This is a genomic window from Streptomyces sp. NBC_01317 (genome assembly GCF_035961655.1).
Classification (GTDB): Bacteria; Actinomycetota; Actinomycetes; order Streptomycetales; family Streptomycetaceae; genus Streptomyces.
In genome coordinates this window covers 7,783,092-7,801,445 of the sequence record NZ_CP108393.1, presented here as the reverse complement: position 1 = coordinate 7,801,445, position 18,354 = coordinate 7,783,092, and the positions used below count along the sequence as shown (strand labels likewise).

Genomic DNA, 18,354 nt, shown 5'->3' with positions numbered 1-18,354 from the left:
CGCAGTGTTGTGGCAGGACATCACGATCGCCGGGACGGGTGCCTGGGTACCCCCCGTCAAACCCGAGCAGGACCCGTGGGACGGCCCGGCCACCGGGCCTCCCTCCCTGCTGGCGCTCAACGGATTCACCTCGGCCGCCGTCTCGACGGACAGCACGGCGACGCAGATGGCGGCCCGGGCGGGCCTCAAGGCGCTGCGCCACGCGGACGTCGCGAGTGCCGACCTGAGCCTGCTCGTGCACGCCGGGTTCCAGGACGGGGACCACTACACGCCCGCCGCCTACCTGATGCGGGTGCTCGGGGGAAGGGACACGGCCTGGATCGAGGTCGGCGCGGCCAGCGACGGCGGGGCCGCCGCGCTCGTCACCGCGGCCGAACACCTCACCGCCCGGCCGGACGCGAAAGCCACGCTGGTCACGACCGGGGTCCGGTTCCCGGACGAACGGTGGGGCTATGCGCGGGAGTTGGGTTACGTGGCGGGGGACGCGGGCGCCGCCGCCGTCCTCACCCGGGGCACGGGCTTCGCCCGGCTGGTGGCGACCGCCCATGTCACGGAGCCCCAACTGGAGGCGCAGACCAGGGCCCGGCACGGGTACACCGGTGCCGCCCGGCGGTTTCCCGTCGAGGAGACCGGGTTCCTGCCCCACATCGACGTGCTGCGACGGGCCACCCACCGCTGCGTCGAGACCGCTCTCGACGAGGCCGGGGTGAAAGCGGCGGACGTCTCGCACGTGGTGCCCATCGCGATCGGGTCGGTCGTGCTCGACATGCTCCTCAGCGGCTCACCGCTCGGTCTCCGTGCCGACGACACCAGCTGGACCTACGGCCGGCACCTCGGGCACGCCGGTCCGTCCGACATCCTGCTCGCCCTCGACCGGTCGTTCCGCGCCGGCACGTTACGGGCCGGGGACCGTGTCCTCGTCGTGAGTTTCGGGGTCGGTTTCCGCTGGACCACCGCGCTGCTGGAGATCACCCGCGATCCGTCGCCACAGCACCCGCCGGTCACCCACCGACAGGCGACCCACCGACAGGCGACCCACCGACAGAAAGAAGCTGTCCATGGCTGACACGAGTACGGCGACCGCCGCGTCGGTTCCCCTCGCTCCGCGCGCCCTGCCGCTGCTGGGCCACGCGCTGCCCCTGCTCCGCGATCCGCTGGCGTTCATCATGTCGCTGTCCGGGTACCGGGAGATGGTCCGGGTCCGGCTGGGCCCCAGTACCGCCGTGATGATCTGTGATCCGGCCCTGACCCGTCAGGTGTTCCTGAACGACCGCGTCTTCGACAAGGGCGGCCCGATCTACGACCGGATCCGCGAGGTCATCGGCGACGGCCTGTCCACCTGCGCGTACCCCCTGCACCGGCGGCAACGGCGGCTGTGCCAGCCGTCGTTCCACCCCTCCCGGCTGGCCGGGTACGGGGCGGTGTTCGCCAGGGCGGCCGAACTGAAGACCGGAACCTGGCGCGACGGCGACGTCCTGGACATCACCCAGGAGATGATGACGCTGACGACGCGGGGCACCATGGAGACGATCTTCAGCGGGGCGCTGCCGGCGGAGACCATGCGGCAGGCCCTGGCCGACACCGCCACCATCGTGAGCGCGTTCTTCCGCCGGATGATGACACCGGCCCTGCTGCGCCGGCTGCCGACCCGGCAGAAGCGCCGGTACGACCGGGCCCGTGACCGGCTGGCGGCCACCATCTCGGAGATCATCGCCGAGCGGCGTGCCGATCCGACCGATCACGCCGACCTGCTCTCCACGCTGGTCGCGGCGGTCGACGAGGAGAGCCAGGACGGCGAGAAGCAACTGAACGACGCCGAACTGGCGGACGAGGCCCTCACGTTCTTCCTCGGCGGGATGGAGACCACGGCCATCACCCTGGCCTGGGCGCTGCACCTGCTGGCCACGAACCCGGACGTCCAGCACCGCCTCCAGGCCGAGACCGACACCGTACTGAACGGGGAGAAGCTCGATCCCGCGCACCTGCCCTCGCTCGGGCTGGCCACCCGCGTGGTGACCGAGGCGCTGCGGCTGTATCCGCCCGCCTGGATGATGACCCGCGTCCTGAGGGAGGACGCCGAACTCGGCGGCGTACGGCTCAAGGGCGGCAGCACCATCGTGCTGAGCCCGTACCTGCTGCACCGCAGGCCCGACCTCTATGCCGAGCCGGACCGGTTCGACCCGGACCGCTGGCTCGGGGCCCAGCCCGACCGGGCCACCTACATCCCGTTCGGCGCGGGTGCCCGCAAGTGCATCGGGGACCAGTTCGCCCTGAGCGAGGCGATCCTGGCCCTGACCGCCATCGTCGCCCGCTGGGAGGTGTCTCCCGTCGGCGACGAGCCATTCCGGCCCAAGGTGGAGACCAGCCTGAGTTCACGCGGGCTGAGTCTGCGGCTCGGTGAGCGGCGGACGGGCGGCGACGCCGGGCTCCGCGCGGCGGTGCCGCGGCCCGGGTCCGTCCAGCCGCCCGTCCAGCCGCCCGTCCCGCGGTCCTTCCAGCCGTCCACGCAGCCGGGCGTCACCGCCTGCCCGGTGACCCACCAGGAGTGATGCCGTGAAGCCTCACCTGAAGCCGCTGGTGAAGCAGCTTCTCTCCGCCCGGAGGGTCGCCCTGCCCGGTGCGGCCCCGGCCGACACCCTGCGCGCGCCCTCCCTCCCGTACCCGGACGGGTGGTTCTGCCTGGCCTTCACCGACGAGGTGCGGCCCGGGTCCGTCGTCACCCGTCCGCTCGCGGGCGCGGAGGTCGTCCTGTACCGGACGGCCAAGGGCGTGCTGCGGGCCGTCCCGCCCCGGTGCCCTCATCTGGGCGCGCATCTGGGCGTCGGCGGATCGGTCGAGGGCGAGAACCTCGTCTGCCCCTTCCACCGGTTCGCGTTCGACCCGGCCGGCACCTGTGTGCGTACGGGCTACGACAAGCCGCCGCCGAAGGCGTCGCTGGCGCAGTACCCGGTGTGCGAGGCCAACGGCGCGGTCTACGTGTGGTGGCACGCCCTCGGGCTGCCCCCGCGGTGGGAGGTCCCGGTCCTCCCCCTGGACGACCGGCAGCCGTTCAGCCACGACACCTTCGACCTCGCCGGCCACCCGCAGGACGTCATCGAGAACGCGTTCGACTGGGGTCACCTGCCGGCGCTGCACGGGCTCAAGGGTCTCGACATCGATGGCTCACCGGTGGCCGGGGAACCGGTCAGTACGGTCACCGCGACGGCTCGCGGCACCATGATGCGCGGGTTCCGCCAGTCGTACTCGCTCACGGTGATCGGGCTGGCCACGATCGCGGCGTCGACAGCCCTGCCCCGGGACGCGGGCCACCTCTACGTGATGCTCCACGCGACGGCGACCGGCCCGGGACGTATCCAGCTCCGGTTCGGTACGAAGCTGGAGCTGAAGGGCGTCCCCGGCGTGCCGGAGCGGATCGGGCGCGCGGCGGCGATGCCCGCCGCCCGGCTGCTCAGCACGGTCCTCCAGCGGGTGGCGCGCGTCGACACCGGCGCGGACCTGCTGATGTGGCACCACCAGGAGCACGTCGAGCGGCCGAAGCTCGCCAAGGGCGACGGTCCGATCGGCCGGTACCGGCAGTGGGCGCAGCAGTTCTACACGGAGCCCACGGGCGGCGTGTCGGCCCCGCGGCCCGCCCTGACCGAGATGAGCCGCGCGGAGGAGTGAGTGCCGGCGACGACGGGCGGGGACCGAAGGAGAGGCGACATGACAGCGGAGAGCGGTACGCCCGGCGCCGGGCTGCGACTGGCGGTGCTCGGAGCGGGGGTGATGGGGTCGGGCATCGCCGCGCTGGCGGTCGGGCACGGGATGGCGGTGTCGCTGATCGACCTGGACCGGCGCCGGCTGGACGACGCTCCGGCGCGGATCGGTCACCAGGTACGCACGGCACGGCTGATGGGCGCGTTGCCGGACGGGGCCGTTCCCGGCCATCTGGTCACGGGCCTGTCGCTCGCCGACCTGGTGACGGCCGGCGACGCGGCCCCCACCGCGGTGATCGAGGCGGTCACCGAGGACGCCGACGCCAAGGCGAAGGTCCTCGCGGACGTGTCCGCGCTGGTCGCGCCGGGCACTCCGATCATCTCGAACACGTCGGCGATCCCCATCGACGAACTGGCCAGGGCGACCGTACGGCCGGTGGACCTGATCGGCACCCACTTCATGAATCCGCCCTATCTGATCCGGACGGTCGAGGTCATCCGGGGCACGCACACCGGCGAGGCCACCCTGGACGCGCTGCGGGCCCTGCTCGCCGCGCTGGGCAGGCAGCCGATCGTGGTCAACGACGCGCCGGGTTTTGTCACCAGCCGGATCCTGCACCCCATGATCAACGACGCGGTCCGGGTGGTGGCGGCGGGGACCGCGAGCGCCGAGTCGGTCGACCGGCTCATGCAGGGCTGCCTGGGTCATCCGACGGGCCCGCTGCGCACCGCCGACCTCATCGGGCTGGACAACCTGGCCGATTCGCTGTGGGTGCTGCACCGCAGGACCGGCGACGAAGGGTGCCGCCCCTGCGACCTGCTGCTGGACATGGTGCGGGCCGGCCACCTCGGCCGCAAGAGCGGGCGCGGCTTCTACGAGTACGAGGGAGAACAAGCATGACCACGTCATCCGACCGGCAGGTGCCGGAACCCGTCGGCGACCCCGGCGTCGTCCAGGCGGACCTGCTCCTGTTCCTGGCGAACCGTACGGGGCGGGCCTGGGCGGCCGACACGGACGTCTTCGGCTCCGGTGGGCTGTCCTCGCTCTTCGCCATGGAGATGGTGGTGCACCTGGAGAGGACGTACGGCGTCTCCATCCGCGGCGGCGATCTGCGGATGGAGAACTTCCGTACGGTGCACCGGATGTCCGCGCTGGTCGAACGGCTCCGGCAGCCGGCCCCCGGCGGCCCTGGTGCGTGAAGCCGTCGCCGCGGCGGCCTCGGCGGTCACCGGGCTGGTCGGCGACCGGGCGTCCGGCTGGGACAGGGCGGGCCGGCTGCCCGAGGACGTCGTACGGAAACTGGGTGCGGCCGGGCACCTCAGCGCGCAGATCCCGGAGCGGTACGGCGGGCCGGGGTGGAGCAGCGCGGACAGCGGCGAGTTCACCGCCCACGTCGGCGGTCTGTGCGGTTCGCTGCGGAGCGTCATGACCTCGCAGGGCATGGCCGCGTGGGCCGTCGAGCGGCTGGGCGACCCGGCGCAGGCGGCGGCTCTGCTGCCGCGGCTGGCCTCGGGCGACACGGCGGCCGTGGCCTTCAGCGAACCGGAGGCGGGCAGTGATCTGTCGGCCGTCACGACCACGGTCACCGTCAACGGCGACAGCCTGTCGCTGACCGGCCGCAAGTCGTGGGTGACCGCCGCCGAGTACGCCGACCTCTTCCTGGTCGTGGCACGGATGGACGAGGGGGGTGCGGTGGCGGTGGTGCCCAGGACCGCCCCGGGCGTCACGGTGCGGCGGGTGGCCGATCCCCTGGGCTGCCGGGCGGCCGGGCACGCGGACGTCCGATTCGACGCGGTGCGGTTGCCGCTCGGCAGCCTGCTCGGTGGCGGGCGGCAGCCGCTGCCCCTGCTCGTGACGACGGCTCTGGCCTACGGCCGGATCTCCGTCGCCTGGGGGTGTGTGGGAATCCTGCGGGCCTGCGTGGCGGCGGCCGTCGGCCACGCCCGGTCCCGGCACCAGTTCGGCCGGCCTCTGGGGCGCCACCAGCTCGTCGCCCGGCACCTGGCCGACCTGTGGGCCGCCGAGCAGGTCGCCACCCGGGCCTGCGAGTACGCCAGCCGTTGCTGGGACGAGAACGCCGCCGACCTGGTCAGCGCCGTCGTGCTGGCGAAGTACGTCAGCGCCGGGCACGCGGCCAGGGGCGCGGCGGCGGCGGTCCAGGTGCTCGCGTCGGCCGGGGCCCAGGACGGTCACGTGGTCGCGCGGGCGTACCGCGACGCCAAGCTGATGGAGATCATCGAGGGCAGCAACGAGATGTGCCAGCTGATCCTGGCCGACCACGCGCTCGGCCTGCCGTGACCTCGCCCGTGACCTCCGGAAAAGGAGCCGAAGTTGAGCGACACCGCGCCGCCGGTCCCGCCCGTGGCCGTGAAGTGCCTGGTCTGGGACCTCGACAACACGCTGTGGCAGGGCACGTTGCTGGAGGACGAGGATGTCGTCCTGTCCGAAGCGGTCCGCGAGGTGGTCGCCGGCCTGGACGCGCGGGGCGTACTCCAGTCGGTGTGCAGCCGGAACGACCACGACCTCGCCTGGGCGCGGCTGGAGGCGCTCGGTGTCGCCGACTACTTCGTCGTGCCGGAGATCGGCTGGGGCCGCAAGTCCGACGCCGTACGCCGGATCACCGAACAGCTGGGCTTCGCTCCCGGCACCGTCGCCTTCATCGACGACCAGCCGGCGGAGCGGGCGGAGGTCGCCCACCACCTGCCGGAGGTGCGCTGCTACCCGGCGGAGGACGCGGCGGCGCTGCTCGGCCTGCCCGAGTTCAGCCCGGGGCCGGTGACCGTCGACGCGCGACAGCGGAGGCAGCGGTACCAGGCCGGCTTCCGGCGCACGGACGAGCGGGCGCGGTTCCCCGGCTCGCACGAGGACTTCCTCCGCTCGCTGGAGATGGTGATGCGCGTCGGGCGGGCCACGGAGGACGAGCTGTCCCGGGTCGAGGAACTGACCCTGCGCACCAGCCAGATGAACGCGACCGGGGTGCACTACCCGGACGCGGTGCTGCGTTCGCTCCTCGCCCGGCCCGGCTACGAGGTCCTGGTCACGACGCTCTCCGACCGCTTCGGGCCGCACGGCGCGGTGGGTGTGCTGCTGCTCAGGAAGCACGCGGAGGCGTGGCATCTCAAGCTGCTCGCCACGTCGTGCCGGGTGGTGGCGTTCGGCGTCGGCACGATCATCCTGAACTGGCTGGCCGACCAGGCCGCCCGGGCCGGGGTGCATCTGCTGGCGGACTTCCGCGCCACCGACCGCAACCGGATGATGGAGATCGCCTACCGGTTCGCGGGTTTCGACGAGCGGCCGTGTGACTGCCGGGCCGCTGTCCCGGGCGGTTCCGGCGAGGACGTCCAGCTGCTGCACCTGGTCCCCGGGCGGCGGGACGCCCCCACGACGGCCCGGCTGACCGCTCCGGACCTCAGCGACCCAGCGGCGGCCGTCACCTCCGGCGGACCAGAGTGATGCCGTCCGCCATCGGGAGCATGCAGAGGTCGACCCGCCGGTCGTCCCGGATCCTGGCGTTGACCTCGCGGACACCGGCGGTGTCCGCGTCCACGGCGAGGGGGTCGATGACCCGGCCGAAGAAGAGCGTGTTGTCCACCACCACAAGACCGCCCGGCCGCACGAGCCGCAGGGCCAGTTCGTAGTACCGCGGATAATTCGCTTTGTCGGCATCGATGAAAACCAGACCGAAACGGCCGGACAAACCGTCGGCGAGCATTTTCTCCAGCGTTTCCGCCGCCTCGCCGATTCGCACATCGATCCGCTCGGACATCCCCGCCCGCCGCCAATACGCGGCACCGATCTCGGGCCACCGCTCACTGATGTCGCAGGTGACCAATCGGCCGTGCGGCGGAAGGGCGCGCGCCATGCACAGGGTGCTGTAGCCGGTGAAGGTGCCGATCTCCAGCACCTCCGTGACACCGGTCGCCGCGATCAGGAACGCGAGGAGCTGCCCTTCCTCCGCCATGACCTGCATCGCCTCGCCGGCGGGCAGCTCCGCGGTCGTACGGCGCAGATCGCGCAGAATCCCGTCCTCCCTGAGTGAGAACTCCCGCACATATTCGAGAAGGTCAGGGCCGGCCGCAATCTGATTCGCCATATCAAAACCGTAGAGGGTTTTCCACCGTCATTCAATGGCGCATTCCGGCACCATCGCGGGGTGCTGCGCGCCCCGCGCCTCCCGGTTCACGCGCGGGGTTCCCGGCGTTCGCCGCGCAGGGCGGAAACCCGGCGGTACAGCTCCGTCGCCTCGGCGTTCCTGCCCAGCTGTTCCAGGCAGTGCGCCTCGTCGCCGCGGCTGGTCAGGGTGTCCGGGTGGGACGCGCCCAGGACCCGTTCGCGGGCGCCGGCGACCTGGCGGTAGCCGGCCAGGGCGTCCTCCCAGCGACCCAGCCAGCCCAGGCCGACGGCGACCTCACGGCGGCTCACCAGCGTGTCGGGGTGGTCGGGGCCGAGGACCCGCTCGCGGATCGCCCAGACCTCCCGGGCCTCCCGCAGCGCCTCCTCCCAGCGCGCGAGCCGCCCCAGGTTCACACCGACGCCGTGCCGGGCGCGCAACGTCTCCGGGTCGGCCCCGCCGCTCACCCGCCTGAGGTCGTCCGCCAGCGCGCGGTAGAGGTCCAGCGCCTCCGTGTCGCGCCCGAGGCGGCCCAGGCAGATGCCGACCTCGTAGCGCGCCGCGAGCGTGTCGGCGTGGTCGGGACCGAGCGCCCGCGCCCGCGCCGCCTCGACCTCGCGGTAGCTGCCGAGCGCCTCCGCCCAGCGCCCCAACAGCCCCAGGGTGCGGGCCACTTCGCAGCGCGTGGCGAGCGTGTCGGGGTGCGTGGTGCCGAGGACGCGGGCCCGGACCCGTACCACTTCCCTGGCGAGCTGGTACGCGTCCTCCAGCCGGCCCAGCCTGCTCAGGTTGCCCGCCAGGTGGTGACGGCACCGCAGGGTGTCCGGGTGCTCGTCGCCCTTCGTGCGTTCGTGGGAGGCGAGCACCGAGGCGTACAGGTCGTGGGCCTCGAAGTGCCGGCCGAGCCGCCCCAGCGCGTACGCCGTCTCCTGACGCGCCGCGAGGGTGTCGGGATGGTCGGGGCCCAGCGCGCGCTCGCGGCCCTCCGTCACGCTCCCGAACTCGCGCAGCGCCTCCGCCGTGCGTCCCGTACCGCTCAGGGCGACACCGATCTCGTACCGGCTGGCGAGGGTGTCGGGGTGATCGGGGCCGAGGGTCTGGGCGCGTTCGGCGGCGACGTCGCGGTGGGTCTCCTCCGCCTCCGCCCAGCGGCCCGCGCGGCCGAGGCTCACCCCGGCGTCGTGGCGGCCCGCGAGGACGGCGAGGCGCTCGGGGGACGGGCCCAGGGTGTGGGGCTCGTACGTCCGGTCGGGGAGGAGCGCGGGGTGCGGGCCGGCCGGGCCGGTCCATCCGCCGGTCAGGGTCGTGGGGTCGGGGAGCGGCGACGGCAGGACCGTCGTACCGGTCGCCTTGTGCCCGGTGGTCATGCCCCGGGTCCAGGACGGCAGCGGGGCCGCGCCGGGGAGCTGGGGGCCGGAGTCGTACACCTGGCCGGTCCCGTACCCGAGGCTGTGCCGCCCACGCCCGTAGTCGTGCCCGGGACCTGGTACGTACGCCACCGCGAGCCCCTGCCCTCCGGCGCCCGCGCCGAGCCGCCGCCGCAGGTCGCCCGCGTCCGCCGGCCGTTCGTCGGGGGTCTTCGCCAGCAGGTCGAGGACGATCCGCTCGAAGAACACGGGAAGTTCGGGCCGGTGCGTGCGCGGGGGCTCGGGCACGGTGTCCCGGTGCCCGACGAGCACCGACCAGGCGTCCTCCAGGTCGAACGGCGGTGCCCCCGTGGCGATTTCGTACAGCACACAGCCCAGCGAGTAGAGGTCGGAGCGGTGGTCTATGTCGCCCGCGCCGATCTGCTCGGGCGACATGTAGTGCGGCGTCCCCATCGCGACGCCCATACCGGTGAGTTGGGAGGTCTGTTCGAGGTCGCGGCCCAGCCTGGCGATGCCGAAGTCGCAGATCTTCACCGTGCCGTCGGTGAGCCGCATGATGTTCGCGGGCTTCAAGTCGCGGTGGATGATGCCCTGTTCATGGGTGTACGCGAGGGCGTCCGCGACCTGCTCCGCGATGTCGACGACCTCGGCCACCGGCAGCGGACCGCGTTTGTTGTCCTCCAGGAGCTGGCCCAGGTCCCGGCCCTCCAGCAGCTCCATCACCAGGTAGAGCACACCGTCGTGTTCACCGAAGTCGTGGACGACCGTGACCCCGCGGTGCTGGAGCGCCGCCGCGACCCTGGCCTCGCGCCGGAACCGCTCGCGCATGACCCGCCCGGCCGCGTCGCCCTGCGGGGGACCCACCGGCTTGAGGCACTTGACCGCGACGCGCCGGCCGAGCGACTCGTCCCGCGCGCGCCACACCTCGCCCATCCCCCCGCGCCCGATCAGTTCGAGCAGCCGGTACCGGCCCTGGATCAGCCTGGTGTCCGCCATCGCGTGCTGTCGCCCCCGTCGCCTCGCCGCGCCCTCCCCGGCCCGTACCCAGTATGGCCGCCCGGCCGTGTGGTGTGTACGGGGACGGGCCGTGTGACGGAACCGTGTCACGGCGTCGCGCACGCCGACCACGACATCCCGCGGGCCGACCACGGCGTCCTGCGGGCTGATCACCACGCCCCGCCGGCCGATCATGGGGAATCCGGGCGGCCCGGAGGACGGCGGCTGCCGTTTCGCCGGGCGGACGCGCGCTCGGCGTAGCACGATGGCAGCATGCTGCTGGCACCGCTCGCCCGCGTCTCCCGGGAGGTCGCCGAGACATCGGCGCGCTCCCGGAAGATCTCCATGCTGGCCGGACTCTTCCGTACGGCCGGTCCCCAGGACGTGCCCGTCGTCATCCCCTACCTGGCGGGACGGCTCCCCCAGGGCCGGATCGGGATCGGCTGGAACGCGCTCAAGGACCCGCCGCCGCCGGCCGGCCGGGCCACCCTCACCGTCCACCATGTCGACGACACCTTCTCCGCTCTCGCGGCCGTGTCCGGGCCCGGCTCGCAGGCCGAGCGGCGGCGGCTGGTGCAGGAGCTGCTGGGGGCGGCCACCGGGGAGGAGCAGCGCTTCCTCGTGGGACTGATCTCCGGCGAGGTACGGCAGGGCGCGCTGGACGCCGTCGCCGTGGAGGCGCTGGCCGAGACCTCGGGCGCGGCGGCGGGCGCCGTGCGGCGGGCCGTGATGCTGGCCGGTTCGCTCCAGCACGTGGCGGAGCGGCTGCTGGCGGAGGGCCCGCACGTGCTGGAGGAGTTCCTGCTGACCGTGGGCCGGCCCGTGCTGCCGATGCTGGCGCAGAGCGCGGCGGACGTGGCCGAGGCGATCGGCCGGCTCGGGGCGTGCGCCGTGGAGGAGAAGCTGGACGGGATCCGGGTGCAGGTGCACCGCGACGGCGGGACGGTACGGATCTTCACGCGCACGCTCGACGACATCACCGACCGGCTGCCCGAGGTGGTGGACATCGCCGCCACGCTGGACGGCGACGGTTTTGTGCTGGACGGGGAGGTCATCGCGCTGGACGAGCGGGGCCGGCCCCGGTCGTTCCAGGAGATCGCGAGCCGGGTCGGGTCACGGACGGACGTGGCGACCGCCGCGACGGCGGTGCCGGTCTCCCCCGTCTTCTTCGACATCCTGTCGCTCGACGGCGAGGATCTCCTCGACCTGACGTTCGCGGAACGCCACGAGGCGCTGGCGCGGCTGGTCCCCGAGCCGATGCGGGTACGGAGGATCGTGGTGCCGGGTACGGAGGGGCGCGGCGGGGACACCGCCGACACGCGCGCCCGGGACGCCGAGGCGTTCCTGGCGGACACCATGGCGCGGGGCCACGAGGGGGTCGTGGTGAAGGCGCTGGACACCCCGTACAGCGCGGGCAGGCGCGGGGCGGGATGGCTGAAGGTCAAGCCGGTGCACACGCTGGACCTCGTGGTGCTGGCCGCCGAGTGGGGGCACGGCCGGCGCACCGGGAAGCTGTCGAACCTGCATCTGGGCGCGCGCCGGGACGACGGGTCGTTCGTCATGCTCGGCAAGACCTTCAAGGGCCTGACGGACGTGATGCTGGAGTGGCAGACCGGCCGGCTGCGCGAGCTGGCGGTGCGCGACGACGGCTTCACCGTGACCGTACGGCCGGAGCTGGTCGTCGAGATCGCGTACGACGGGCTCCAGCGGTCGTCCCGCTACCCGGCGGGGGTGACCCTGCGGTTCGCGCGGGTCGTCCGCTACCGCGAGGACAAGCGGGCGGCGGACGCCGACACGGTGGAGACGGTGCTGGCCGCCCACAGCCCGGGATGAGCGGTCCGGCGGGGACCAGCGGCCGGCCAGGGAAGGTGAAGGGCCCGGGACCGGTGACGGCCGGTCCCGGGCCGCGCGGCTACTGAGCGGTGCCGCGCGGGACGACCGACGAGAGAACCGTCGGAAGCGAGCGCCAGTCCGCGGAGATCAGGCTGGCGTTCTTACCCGCCAGCAGGGACAGCCGATCCCGGGCCTGCTGCTCGGTGGGGTTGCTGCCGTCGATGGCGGGCGCCACGTTGTGGGCGTCCGTCATCAGGACGAAGTAGTGGCGCTGGTTGTACCAGGCGGTGTCGATCCCGCCCGCGACCCACGCGGAGGCGTCACCGTCGAAGAAGACGAACCACGGGCGGATCGAGGCGTCCGCGTAGCGGGTGCGCGGGTCGCCGGCCGCGACGTTGTGCACGGCGGGGAAGGCCGTGGCCTCGCCCAGCCGGCCGGCCGCCTTGAGGTCGCGGAGGTAGGTGGCGTACTCCCGGTCCGTCCACAGCGTGTCGAAGGGGTTCTGCTCCTCGACCGTGCCGGGGATCAGCTCGATGATGAACTTGCCCGCCAGCTGCGCGCGGGTGGGCCAGGCACCGGCCTGGGACGCCTCGTCGAGGGTGGCGCGGTTGCCGACCAGGTCACCGGGCCGGTAGACGGCGTCGCCGAGCTTGCTGGTCACGAGGGCGTCGAAGGCGGCGGGGCCGCGGCCCGCCGAGCCCAGGAAGCCGTCCTTCATCTCGACCTTGAGGACGATGGGCCGGTGGCCGGGGTTGGCGTTGTGCCACGTTCTGAGGTCGGTGAGGCAGCCGCCCAGGTCGCGGTTCTGCGTGTTGGTCCGCAGCTGCGCGACGGTGGTGGCGTTCGCGCAGTTGTTGTTGTTGCTGACCGGACTGTCGTGCGACACGCGCCAGGAGGCGCCGAACACGTTGGTCCACACGTCGAGTTCGAGCATCCCGGCGCCGGAGTCCAGGGCGTCGGCGAAGTACGGGAACGTCGTCTTGACGTAGGCGTTGTGCACGCCGACCCCGGTGGTGGAGGAGTACGGCAGCTGACCGGTGTCGGCCGCCCGGGCCGAGGTGGTGGCGAGGGCGAGAAGTGCGACGGCACCGGCGGCCACCGTCGTACGAAGGAGCTTTGCCATAGTCCCTGATCCTCCTGGAGCGCATGTGTGGGGCATGTCAACCGAGGAGGAGCGTAGGGGAGTTCAGTGACGTACGGGGGGACACGAGCTTACGGGTGCGATCACGCGGGCGACGCACGGAAGGCCAACACACCGCGCCCGGGCCCCCATACGCCGCTGCCCCGGCCGAGGGCGCGGCCGGGGTAGCGGGGTCAAGCTCAGCTGTCTGCGGATGTTCAGCCGTGTGCGAGGTTCGGCCGTCCGAAGAGCCGGTCACGCGCGGCCGCCACTCGTGCGAAGGGGCGGGCGCGGTGCTGACGCTTCGTCACATCCTTACTCCTTCGAGGACTTGCTCTTTGAAGGACTTGCTCCTTGAAGGACTTACTTCTTGACGGAGTAGGAGTGCGCTCCCACACCGGCGAGGGCGCCGCCGTCGACGATCAGGTACTCGTCGCGCTGGGGCGTGCCCGCGAAGAAGTTCTCCAGGATCTCGCGCGTACCCGCGGCGTAGCGGGCCTGGGCGGAGAGCGAGGAGCCCGAGATGTGCGGCGTCATGCCGTGGTTCGGCATGGTCCGCCACGGGTGGTCGGCCGGGGCGGGCTGCGGGTACCACACGTCGCCCGCGTAGCCGGCGAGCTGGCCGCTCTCCAGCGCGCGTACGATCGCGTCGCGGTCGGTGATCTTCGCCCGCGCGGTGTTGATGAGGTACGTGCCGCGCTTCATCTTGGAGAGCAGCTCGTCGCCGAACAGGCCCTCGGTCTCCGGGTGGAGGGGCGCGTTGATGGTGACGACGTCGCAGTGCGGGACCATGGCCTCGGCGCTCTCGTGCCAGGTCAGGTTCAGCTCCTGCTCGATGGCCTCCGGGAGACGGTGACGGTCGGTGTAGTGCAGGCCGACGTCGAAGGGGGCGAGGCGGCGCAGCACCGCGAGGCCGATGCGGCCGGCGGCGACGGTGCCGACCTGCATGCCCTCCAGGTCGTACGAGCGGGCGACGGCGTCGGCGATGTTCCAGCCGCCGTCCAGGACGATCTTGTTCGACGGCAGGTAGTTGCGTACCAGGCCCAGCGTCATCATCACGACGTGCTCGGCGACGCTGATGCTGTTGCAGTACGTGACCTCGGCGACGGTCACACCCTTGGCGATGGCCGCGTCGAGGTCGACGTGGTCGGAACCGATGCCGGCCGTGATGGCGAGCTTCAGGTTCTTGGCCTTCGCGATGCGCTCGGCCGTCAGGTACGCCGGCCAGAAGGGCTGCGAGATGACGATGTCCGCGTCGACCAGCTCCTGGTCGAAGACCGAACCGTCACGGTCCTTGTCGGAGGTGACGACCAGGGTGTGCCCCTGGGACTCCAGGTAGCCGCGCAGGCCCAGTTCGCCGGAGACACTGCCGAGGAGGTGACCCGGGGTGAAGTCGATGCCCTGAGGAGTGGGCGCCGTCTGACCGCCGGGGTAGCTCTCGATCTTCGGGATGTCGTCACGCGCGTACGTCTTCGGGTACCCGTCGATCGGGTCGTCGTACAGCACACACAGCACCTTTGCCATGATGGCGGCTCCTCATCGTTCGGTGCGGGAAGATGGTTGAAAGGATCCTCCTGACCAGCGGGGACGGCAAAGCGAAAGTGTCTATGCCGGGATAGGCAACGGCTATCCGCGGTCGCGGCGCGGCCTGTCGGCCGGTGGTCCCGCCGGGCGCAGGTAGGTGTCCAGGAGACCGTCGAACGCTTCCCGTACGCCCGCTTCCCTGGCGATCTGCAACAAAGCCCTGGCCAGGACGGGTTCGGGGGTGCGGTCGGCGATGACCAGGCCGACGCGCGGGCCGTGCGCCGGCTTCTCCAGGGGCACGACGCGCATGCCGTCGGGCACGCCGAACATGTGCAGCCAGGCGTGGGAGATGACGCTGGACCAGCGTCCCGCCGTCAGGTGCGCGTAGAGCGCGGCCACGGAATCGGTCTCGATGGCGGGCGTCACGGCGGGCGCGCCGTCGGCGGCGAAGTACTCGTCCATGATGCGGCGGTTGCGCATCTGCGGGGAGAGGAGGCAGAGCGGCAGCGCGGCGATCTGGGCCCACCGCACGACGTCCTGTCCGGCCATGGGGCCGTCCTGCGGGGTGAGGAGGAGGTAGCGCTCCTCGTACAGCGGGGTCCTGCGGACATGCGAGAGGCTGTCGTCGTCCAAGTAGGTGACGGCGATGTCGAGTTCGAACTCGGCGAGCCGCTGGTTGATGTCCCGGGAGGAGAGGGAGTCGAGCGAGACGCGGGCCTGCGGGTGCCGTTCGACGAACGGGGTGGTGAGCAGGGAGGCGGCGGCGAGCGCGGTGGGGATGGCGCCCATGCGCAGGGTGCCGGCGAGGCCGTCGTGCATCGCGGACAGCTCGTGGCGCAGCGCGTCGCGCTCGGCGAGGATCCGGTGGGCCCAGAGCAGGACCCGCTCGCCTTCGGGCGTCAGTCCTTCGAAGCGGCGGCCGCGCCGGACGATGGGGACGTCCAGCTCGCGTTCGAGTTTGCGGATCGCCGCGGAGAGCGACGGCTGTGACACGTAGCAGGACGCCGCCGCCCGGGCGAAGTGCCGTTCCCGTGCGAGCGCGACCAGATACTCCAGTTGTCGCAGCAACATCGTGTGCTCCCCTGCTCTCTTCCGCCCCTCCACCCTGCCAGGCCCCGGGCCGCCGGCCACCCCCTGGACCGGCCTGATTCCCGGCGGGACCGGCCGGATTCCGACCGGTCGGCTCTCACAGGGCCACCAGAGTCACTTCGGTGGCCTTGACGCTGGTCCAGACGGCGGCGCCGTCGGCCAGGCCGAGTTCCGCGGCGGCCTCGGGGGTGATCTCGGCGACCAGGTCGGGCGCCTCGGGCGAGGTGATCAGGATCCGCAGCCGGCTGCCGAGGGCGGTGATCTCCCGGACGGTGCCCGGCCAGACGTTGCGGGGGCTGCCGGCCGGGCGGTCCCGGTGTACGGAGACGGCTTCGGGGGCGATGATCGCGAGGGCGGCGGACCCGGGGGCCAGCGGGTCCGCGACGACGAGGCCTCCGCCGCCGCCGAGCACCAGCCCGTCGGGGCCGAACGTGCCCGGCCAGGCGTTGCGGCCCAGCATCCGAGCGACCCAGGGCGAGCGCGGGTTCCGGGTCACCTCGGTGGGCGGGGCGTCCTGGAGGGCGCGTCCCGCGTCGAGTACGAGGACCCGGTCGGCCAGGGAGACGGCTTCGACGGGGTCGTGGGTGACGATGAGGCAGACACCGCCGAAGCCGTCGAGGTGGCGGCGGAGGGTGTGCCGTACCTGCCCCCGAGTGGTCTGGTCGAGGGCGGCCAGCGGTTCGTCGAGGAGCAGCAGCCGGGGCCGGGCGGCGAGTGCGCGGGCCAGGGCGACCCGCTGGGCCTGGCCGCCGGAGAGCTGGTGGGGGCGGCGGGCCGCGAGATGGCCGACGCCGAGCCGGTCGAGCCACTCCTGGGCGTCCCGGCGCGCCTCGGCACGGCGCACGCCGTGGGCGCGCAGGCCGTAGGCGGTGTTGGCGAGGGCGTTGAGGTGGGGGAAGAGCGCCCCGTTCTGCGGCACCCAGGCGACGTCGCGCCGGTGGGGGGCCAGGGCGGTGACGTCCAGGTCGCCGAGGCGCAGCGTGGCGTGGGAGCGGGGGGTGAGCCCGAGGAGGGCGCGCAGGAGGGTGGTCTTGCCCGCACCGTTGGGCCCGACGACGGCGATGGTGGTGCCTGGCTCGGCGTCGAGGGTGAGGTGGGTGAACCCGGTGACCTCGGCGTGCAACCGCCACGCGCCTGCGGCGGGCGCCGCCGGATCCGTTGGACCGCCCTTGCCGCGCGTGCGGCTCGGACGCCCGGCACGCGCGCCTGCGGCGGGCGCCGCCGGATCCGTTACGGCACGCTTGCCGCGCACACGGCCCACGTGTCCGGCGCCTGCCGCCGGCCGACCCGGGTCGCTCGACGCCGCGCCGGCCGGGTCGCCCCCCGGCAGGCGCCGGACGCCCCCGGCGGGACCGTCCGCAGGGTGCGCGCCGTACGGCTCCTGCCGGTCCTGCGCCCCGCCCGAAGGAAGCCGCTCCTGCGGGTCGTGCCGGTCCCGCGCGCCGTGCGGATCGTGCGTGTTCCCCGCACCGGGCGGAAAGTCCGACTCGCCCCCGGCGGACGCGCCGCCCGAGCCGCGCGCACGCCTCAGACGCCCCGCACCGCCGGGGCGCGTCGCACCCGGCCGGCCGACCGGACCGGCCCCGGCCGGGTCGGCCGACGGCCCGTGACCGCCGGCCTCGGCGGGACCCTCCGAGCGGTGCGCGCCGCGCGGCTCCCGCCGGTCCTGCGCGCCGGACGCGCCGCCCGGATCGTGCGTGTTCCCCGCGCCGGGCGCGGAGTCCCGCTCGCCCGGGGCGTCTGTGTCGGGGACCTCGTGGGTGGCGCGCTCGCGGGTGCCGCCGCCCGTCCAGCGGCCGCGCAGGGCGATCAGGACGGCCATCGCGATGGCGAGCAGCAGCAGGGAGACGGAGGTCGCCGCCTCCGGGTCGTCCTGGAGCAGCAGGTAGACCCGGAGCGGGAGGGTCTGGGTGGTGCCCGGCAGGTTGCCCGCGAAGGTGATCGTCGCGCCGAACTCACCGAGCGCCCGCGCCCAGGTCAGCGCGGCGCCCGCGGCCAGCCCGGGCGCGACCATGGGGAGGGTGACGGTGAGGAACACCCGTACCGGCGAGGCGCCCAGGGACGCGGCGGTCTCCTCGTAGGCGGGCCGCAGACCGGCGAGGGCGCCTTCGAGGCTGATGATGAGGAAGGGCATCGCCACGAACGTCGCGGCGAGGACCGCGCCCGAGGTGTGGAACGGCAGCGTGATGCCGAAACTGTCCTCCAGCCAGGGCCCGAGCAGCCCCCGCCGGCCGAAGCCGAGCAGCAGCGCGACCCCGCCCACGGTGGGCGGCAGCACCATGGGCAGCAGGACCAGGGAACGCACCAGGGTCTTGCCGGGGAACCGCACCCGGGCCAGCAGCCAGGCCAGCGGCACCCCGAACAGCAGGGACAGCCCGAGGGACCAGAACGACACGATCAGCGAGAGCTTCAGCGCCTCGACCGTGTCGGGTTCCGTCAGGTGCGTGCCGAGCCTGCTCCACTCCGTACGGGCGAGGATCCCGACCAGGGGCAGCAGCAGGAACGCGATCGCGGCCAGCGCGGGCAGGAGCAGGGTGAGGGGAGCGCCGCGGGGGCGGAGGCGTCCGCCCGGGGACGCCCGGTTCACCGGGCGTCCCCGGAGGCGGTCCGCCCCCCGT

14 protein-coding genes are annotated in these 18,354 nt (G+C 73.2%); 8 read left to right on the top strand and 6 right to left on the bottom strand.

Annotated elements, in window-relative coordinates; genetic code table 11:
* Positions 1-4 precede the first annotated feature (4 nt).
* The 7 genes from OG349_RS33700 to OG349_RS33670 are packed head-to-tail and all read left to right on the top strand — an operon-like array spanning position 5 to position 7,149.
* Positions 5-1,066, top strand: a complete 1,062-nt coding sequence (locus OG349_RS33700) for a 3-oxoacyl-[acyl-carrier-protein] synthase III C-terminal domain-containing protein (protein WP_327238212.1) — start codon at positions 5-7, stop codon at positions 1,064-1,066.
* Complete coding sequence (locus OG349_RS33695; protein ID WP_327238211.1) at positions 1,059-2,549, top strand: cytochrome P450; 1,491 nt, start codon at positions 1,059-1,061, stop codon at positions 2,547-2,549. Before OG349_RS33700 ends, OG349_RS33695 begins: the two co-directional genes overlap by 8 nt.
* A 4-nt stretch (positions 2,550-2,553) precedes the next feature.
* Positions 2,554-3,663 (top strand): Rieske 2Fe-2S domain-containing protein, encoded by a 1,110-nt coding sequence (locus OG349_RS33690; protein WP_327238210.1) that lies wholly within the window; start codon positions 2,554-2,556, stop codon positions 3,661-3,663.
* A 39-nt stretch (positions 3,664-3,702) separates the two neighbouring features.
* Positions 3,703-4,596: a 3-hydroxyacyl-CoA dehydrogenase family protein gene (locus OG349_RS33685; RefSeq protein WP_327238209.1), complete on the top strand. Its 894-nt coding sequence runs from the start codon at positions 3,703-3,705 to the stop codon at positions 4,594-4,596.
* Positions 4,593-4,895 carry an acyl carrier protein gene (locus OG349_RS33680; protein WP_327238208.1) on the top strand — a complete coding sequence of 101 codons (303 nt, stop codon included), beginning with the start codon at positions 4,593-4,595 and terminating at the stop codon, positions 4,893-4,895. Before OG349_RS33685 ends, OG349_RS33680 begins: the two co-directional genes overlap by 4 nt.
* Positions 4,888-5,994: an acyl-CoA dehydrogenase family protein gene (locus OG349_RS33675; protein ID WP_327238207.1), complete on the top strand. Its 1,107-nt coding sequence runs from the start codon at positions 4,888-4,890 to the stop codon at positions 5,992-5,994. Before OG349_RS33680 ends, OG349_RS33675 begins: the two co-directional genes overlap by 8 nt.
* Before the next feature lie 33 nt (positions 5,995-6,027).
* The gene (locus tag OG349_RS33670) at positions 6,028-7,149 is read left to right on the top strand and encodes an HAD-IIIC family phosphatase (protein ID WP_327238206.1); all 1,122 of its coding nucleotides are present in this window, start codon (positions 6,028-6,030) and stop codon (positions 7,147-7,149) included.
* Here OG349_RS33670 and OG349_RS33665 read toward each other — a convergent pair.
* Both OG349_RS33665 and OG349_RS33660 read right to left on the bottom strand, forming a co-directional pair.
* Positions 7,127-7,789, bottom strand: a complete 663-nt coding sequence (locus OG349_RS33665; protein WP_327238205.1) for an O-methyltransferase — start codon at positions 7,787-7,789, stop codon at positions 7,127-7,129. The genes OG349_RS33670 and OG349_RS33665 overlap by 23 nt on opposite strands.
* Positions 7,790-7,875: 86 nt before the next feature.
* Positions 7,876-10,170 carry a serine/threonine-protein kinase gene (locus OG349_RS33660; protein WP_327238204.1) on the bottom strand — a complete coding sequence of 765 codons (2,295 nt, stop codon included), beginning with the start codon at positions 10,168-10,170 and terminating at the stop codon, positions 7,876-7,878.
* Positions 10,171-10,443: 273 nt separating this feature from the next.
* On the opposite strand from OG349_RS33660, the gene OG349_RS33655 reads away from it, so the two are divergent.
* Positions 10,444-12,003: an ATP-dependent DNA ligase gene (locus OG349_RS33655; protein WP_327238203.1), complete on the top strand. Its 1,560-nt coding sequence runs from the start codon at positions 10,444-10,446 to the stop codon at positions 12,001-12,003.
* A 79-nt stretch (positions 12,004-12,082) separates the two neighbouring features.
* Here OG349_RS33655 and OG349_RS33650 read toward each other — a convergent pair whose 3' ends face one another.
* The 4 genes from OG349_RS33650 to OG349_RS33635 all read right to left on the bottom strand — a co-directional run bounded on the left by OG349_RS33650 (position 12,083) and on the right by OG349_RS33635 (position 18,323).
* Entirely contained in the window at positions 12,083-13,126 is a 1,044-nt protein-coding gene (locus OG349_RS33650) for a phosphatidylinositol-specific phospholipase C domain-containing protein (protein ID WP_327238202.1), read from the bottom strand.
* Between the two features lie 360 nt (positions 13,127-13,486).
* Positions 13,487-14,647, bottom strand: a complete 1,161-nt coding sequence (locus OG349_RS33645; RefSeq protein WP_327238201.1) for an NAD-dependent formate dehydrogenase — start codon at positions 14,645-14,647, stop codon at positions 13,487-13,489.
* Positions 14,648-14,749: 102 nt separating this feature from the next.
* Positions 14,750-15,718 (bottom strand): LysR family transcriptional regulator, encoded by a 969-nt coding sequence (locus OG349_RS33640; protein ID WP_327238200.1) that lies wholly within the window; start codon positions 15,716-15,718, stop codon positions 14,750-14,752.
* 115 nt (positions 15,719-15,833) lie between these two features.
* The gene (locus tag OG349_RS33635) at positions 15,834-18,323 is read right to left on the bottom strand and encodes an ABC transporter permease (protein WP_327238199.1); all 2,490 of its coding nucleotides are present in this window, start codon (positions 18,321-18,323) and stop codon (positions 15,834-15,836) included.
* Positions 18,324-18,354 lie beyond the last annotated feature (31 nt).

Coding starts and splice junctions, on each gene's coding strand:
- OG349_RS33695 (WP_327238211.1), top strand. CDS start 1,059: ATGGCTGACACGAGTACGGCGACCGCCGCGTCGGTTCCCCTCGCTCCG.
- OG349_RS33685 (WP_327238209.1), top strand. CDS start 3,703: ATGACAGCGGAGAGCGGTACGCCCGGCGCCGGGCTGCGACTGGCGGTG.
- OG349_RS33680 (WP_327238208.1), top strand. CDS start 4,593: ATGACCACGTCATCCGACCGGCAGGTGCCGGAACCCGTCGGCGACCCC.
- OG349_RS33665 (WP_327238205.1), bottom strand. CDS start 7,789: ATGGCGAATCAGATTGCGGCCGGCCCTGACCTTCTCGAATATGTGCGG.
- OG349_RS33660 (WP_327238204.1), bottom strand. CDS start 10,170: ATGGCGGACACCAGGCTGATCCAGGGCCGGTACCGGCTGCTCGAACTG.
- OG349_RS33655 (WP_327238203.1), top strand. CDS start 10,444: ATGCTGCTGGCACCGCTCGCCCGCGTCTCCCGGGAGGTCGCCGAGACA.
- OG349_RS33650 (WP_327238202.1), bottom strand. CDS start 13,126: ATGGCAAAGCTCCTTCGTACGACGGTGGCCGCCGGTGCCGTCGCACTT.
- OG349_RS33645 (WP_327238201.1), bottom strand. CDS start 14,647: ATGGCAAAGGTGCTGTGTGTGCTGTACGACGACCCGATCGACGGGTAC.
- OG349_RS33640 (WP_327238200.1), bottom strand. CDS start 15,718: ATGTTGCTGCGACAACTGGAGTATCTGGTCGCGCTCGCACGGGAACGG.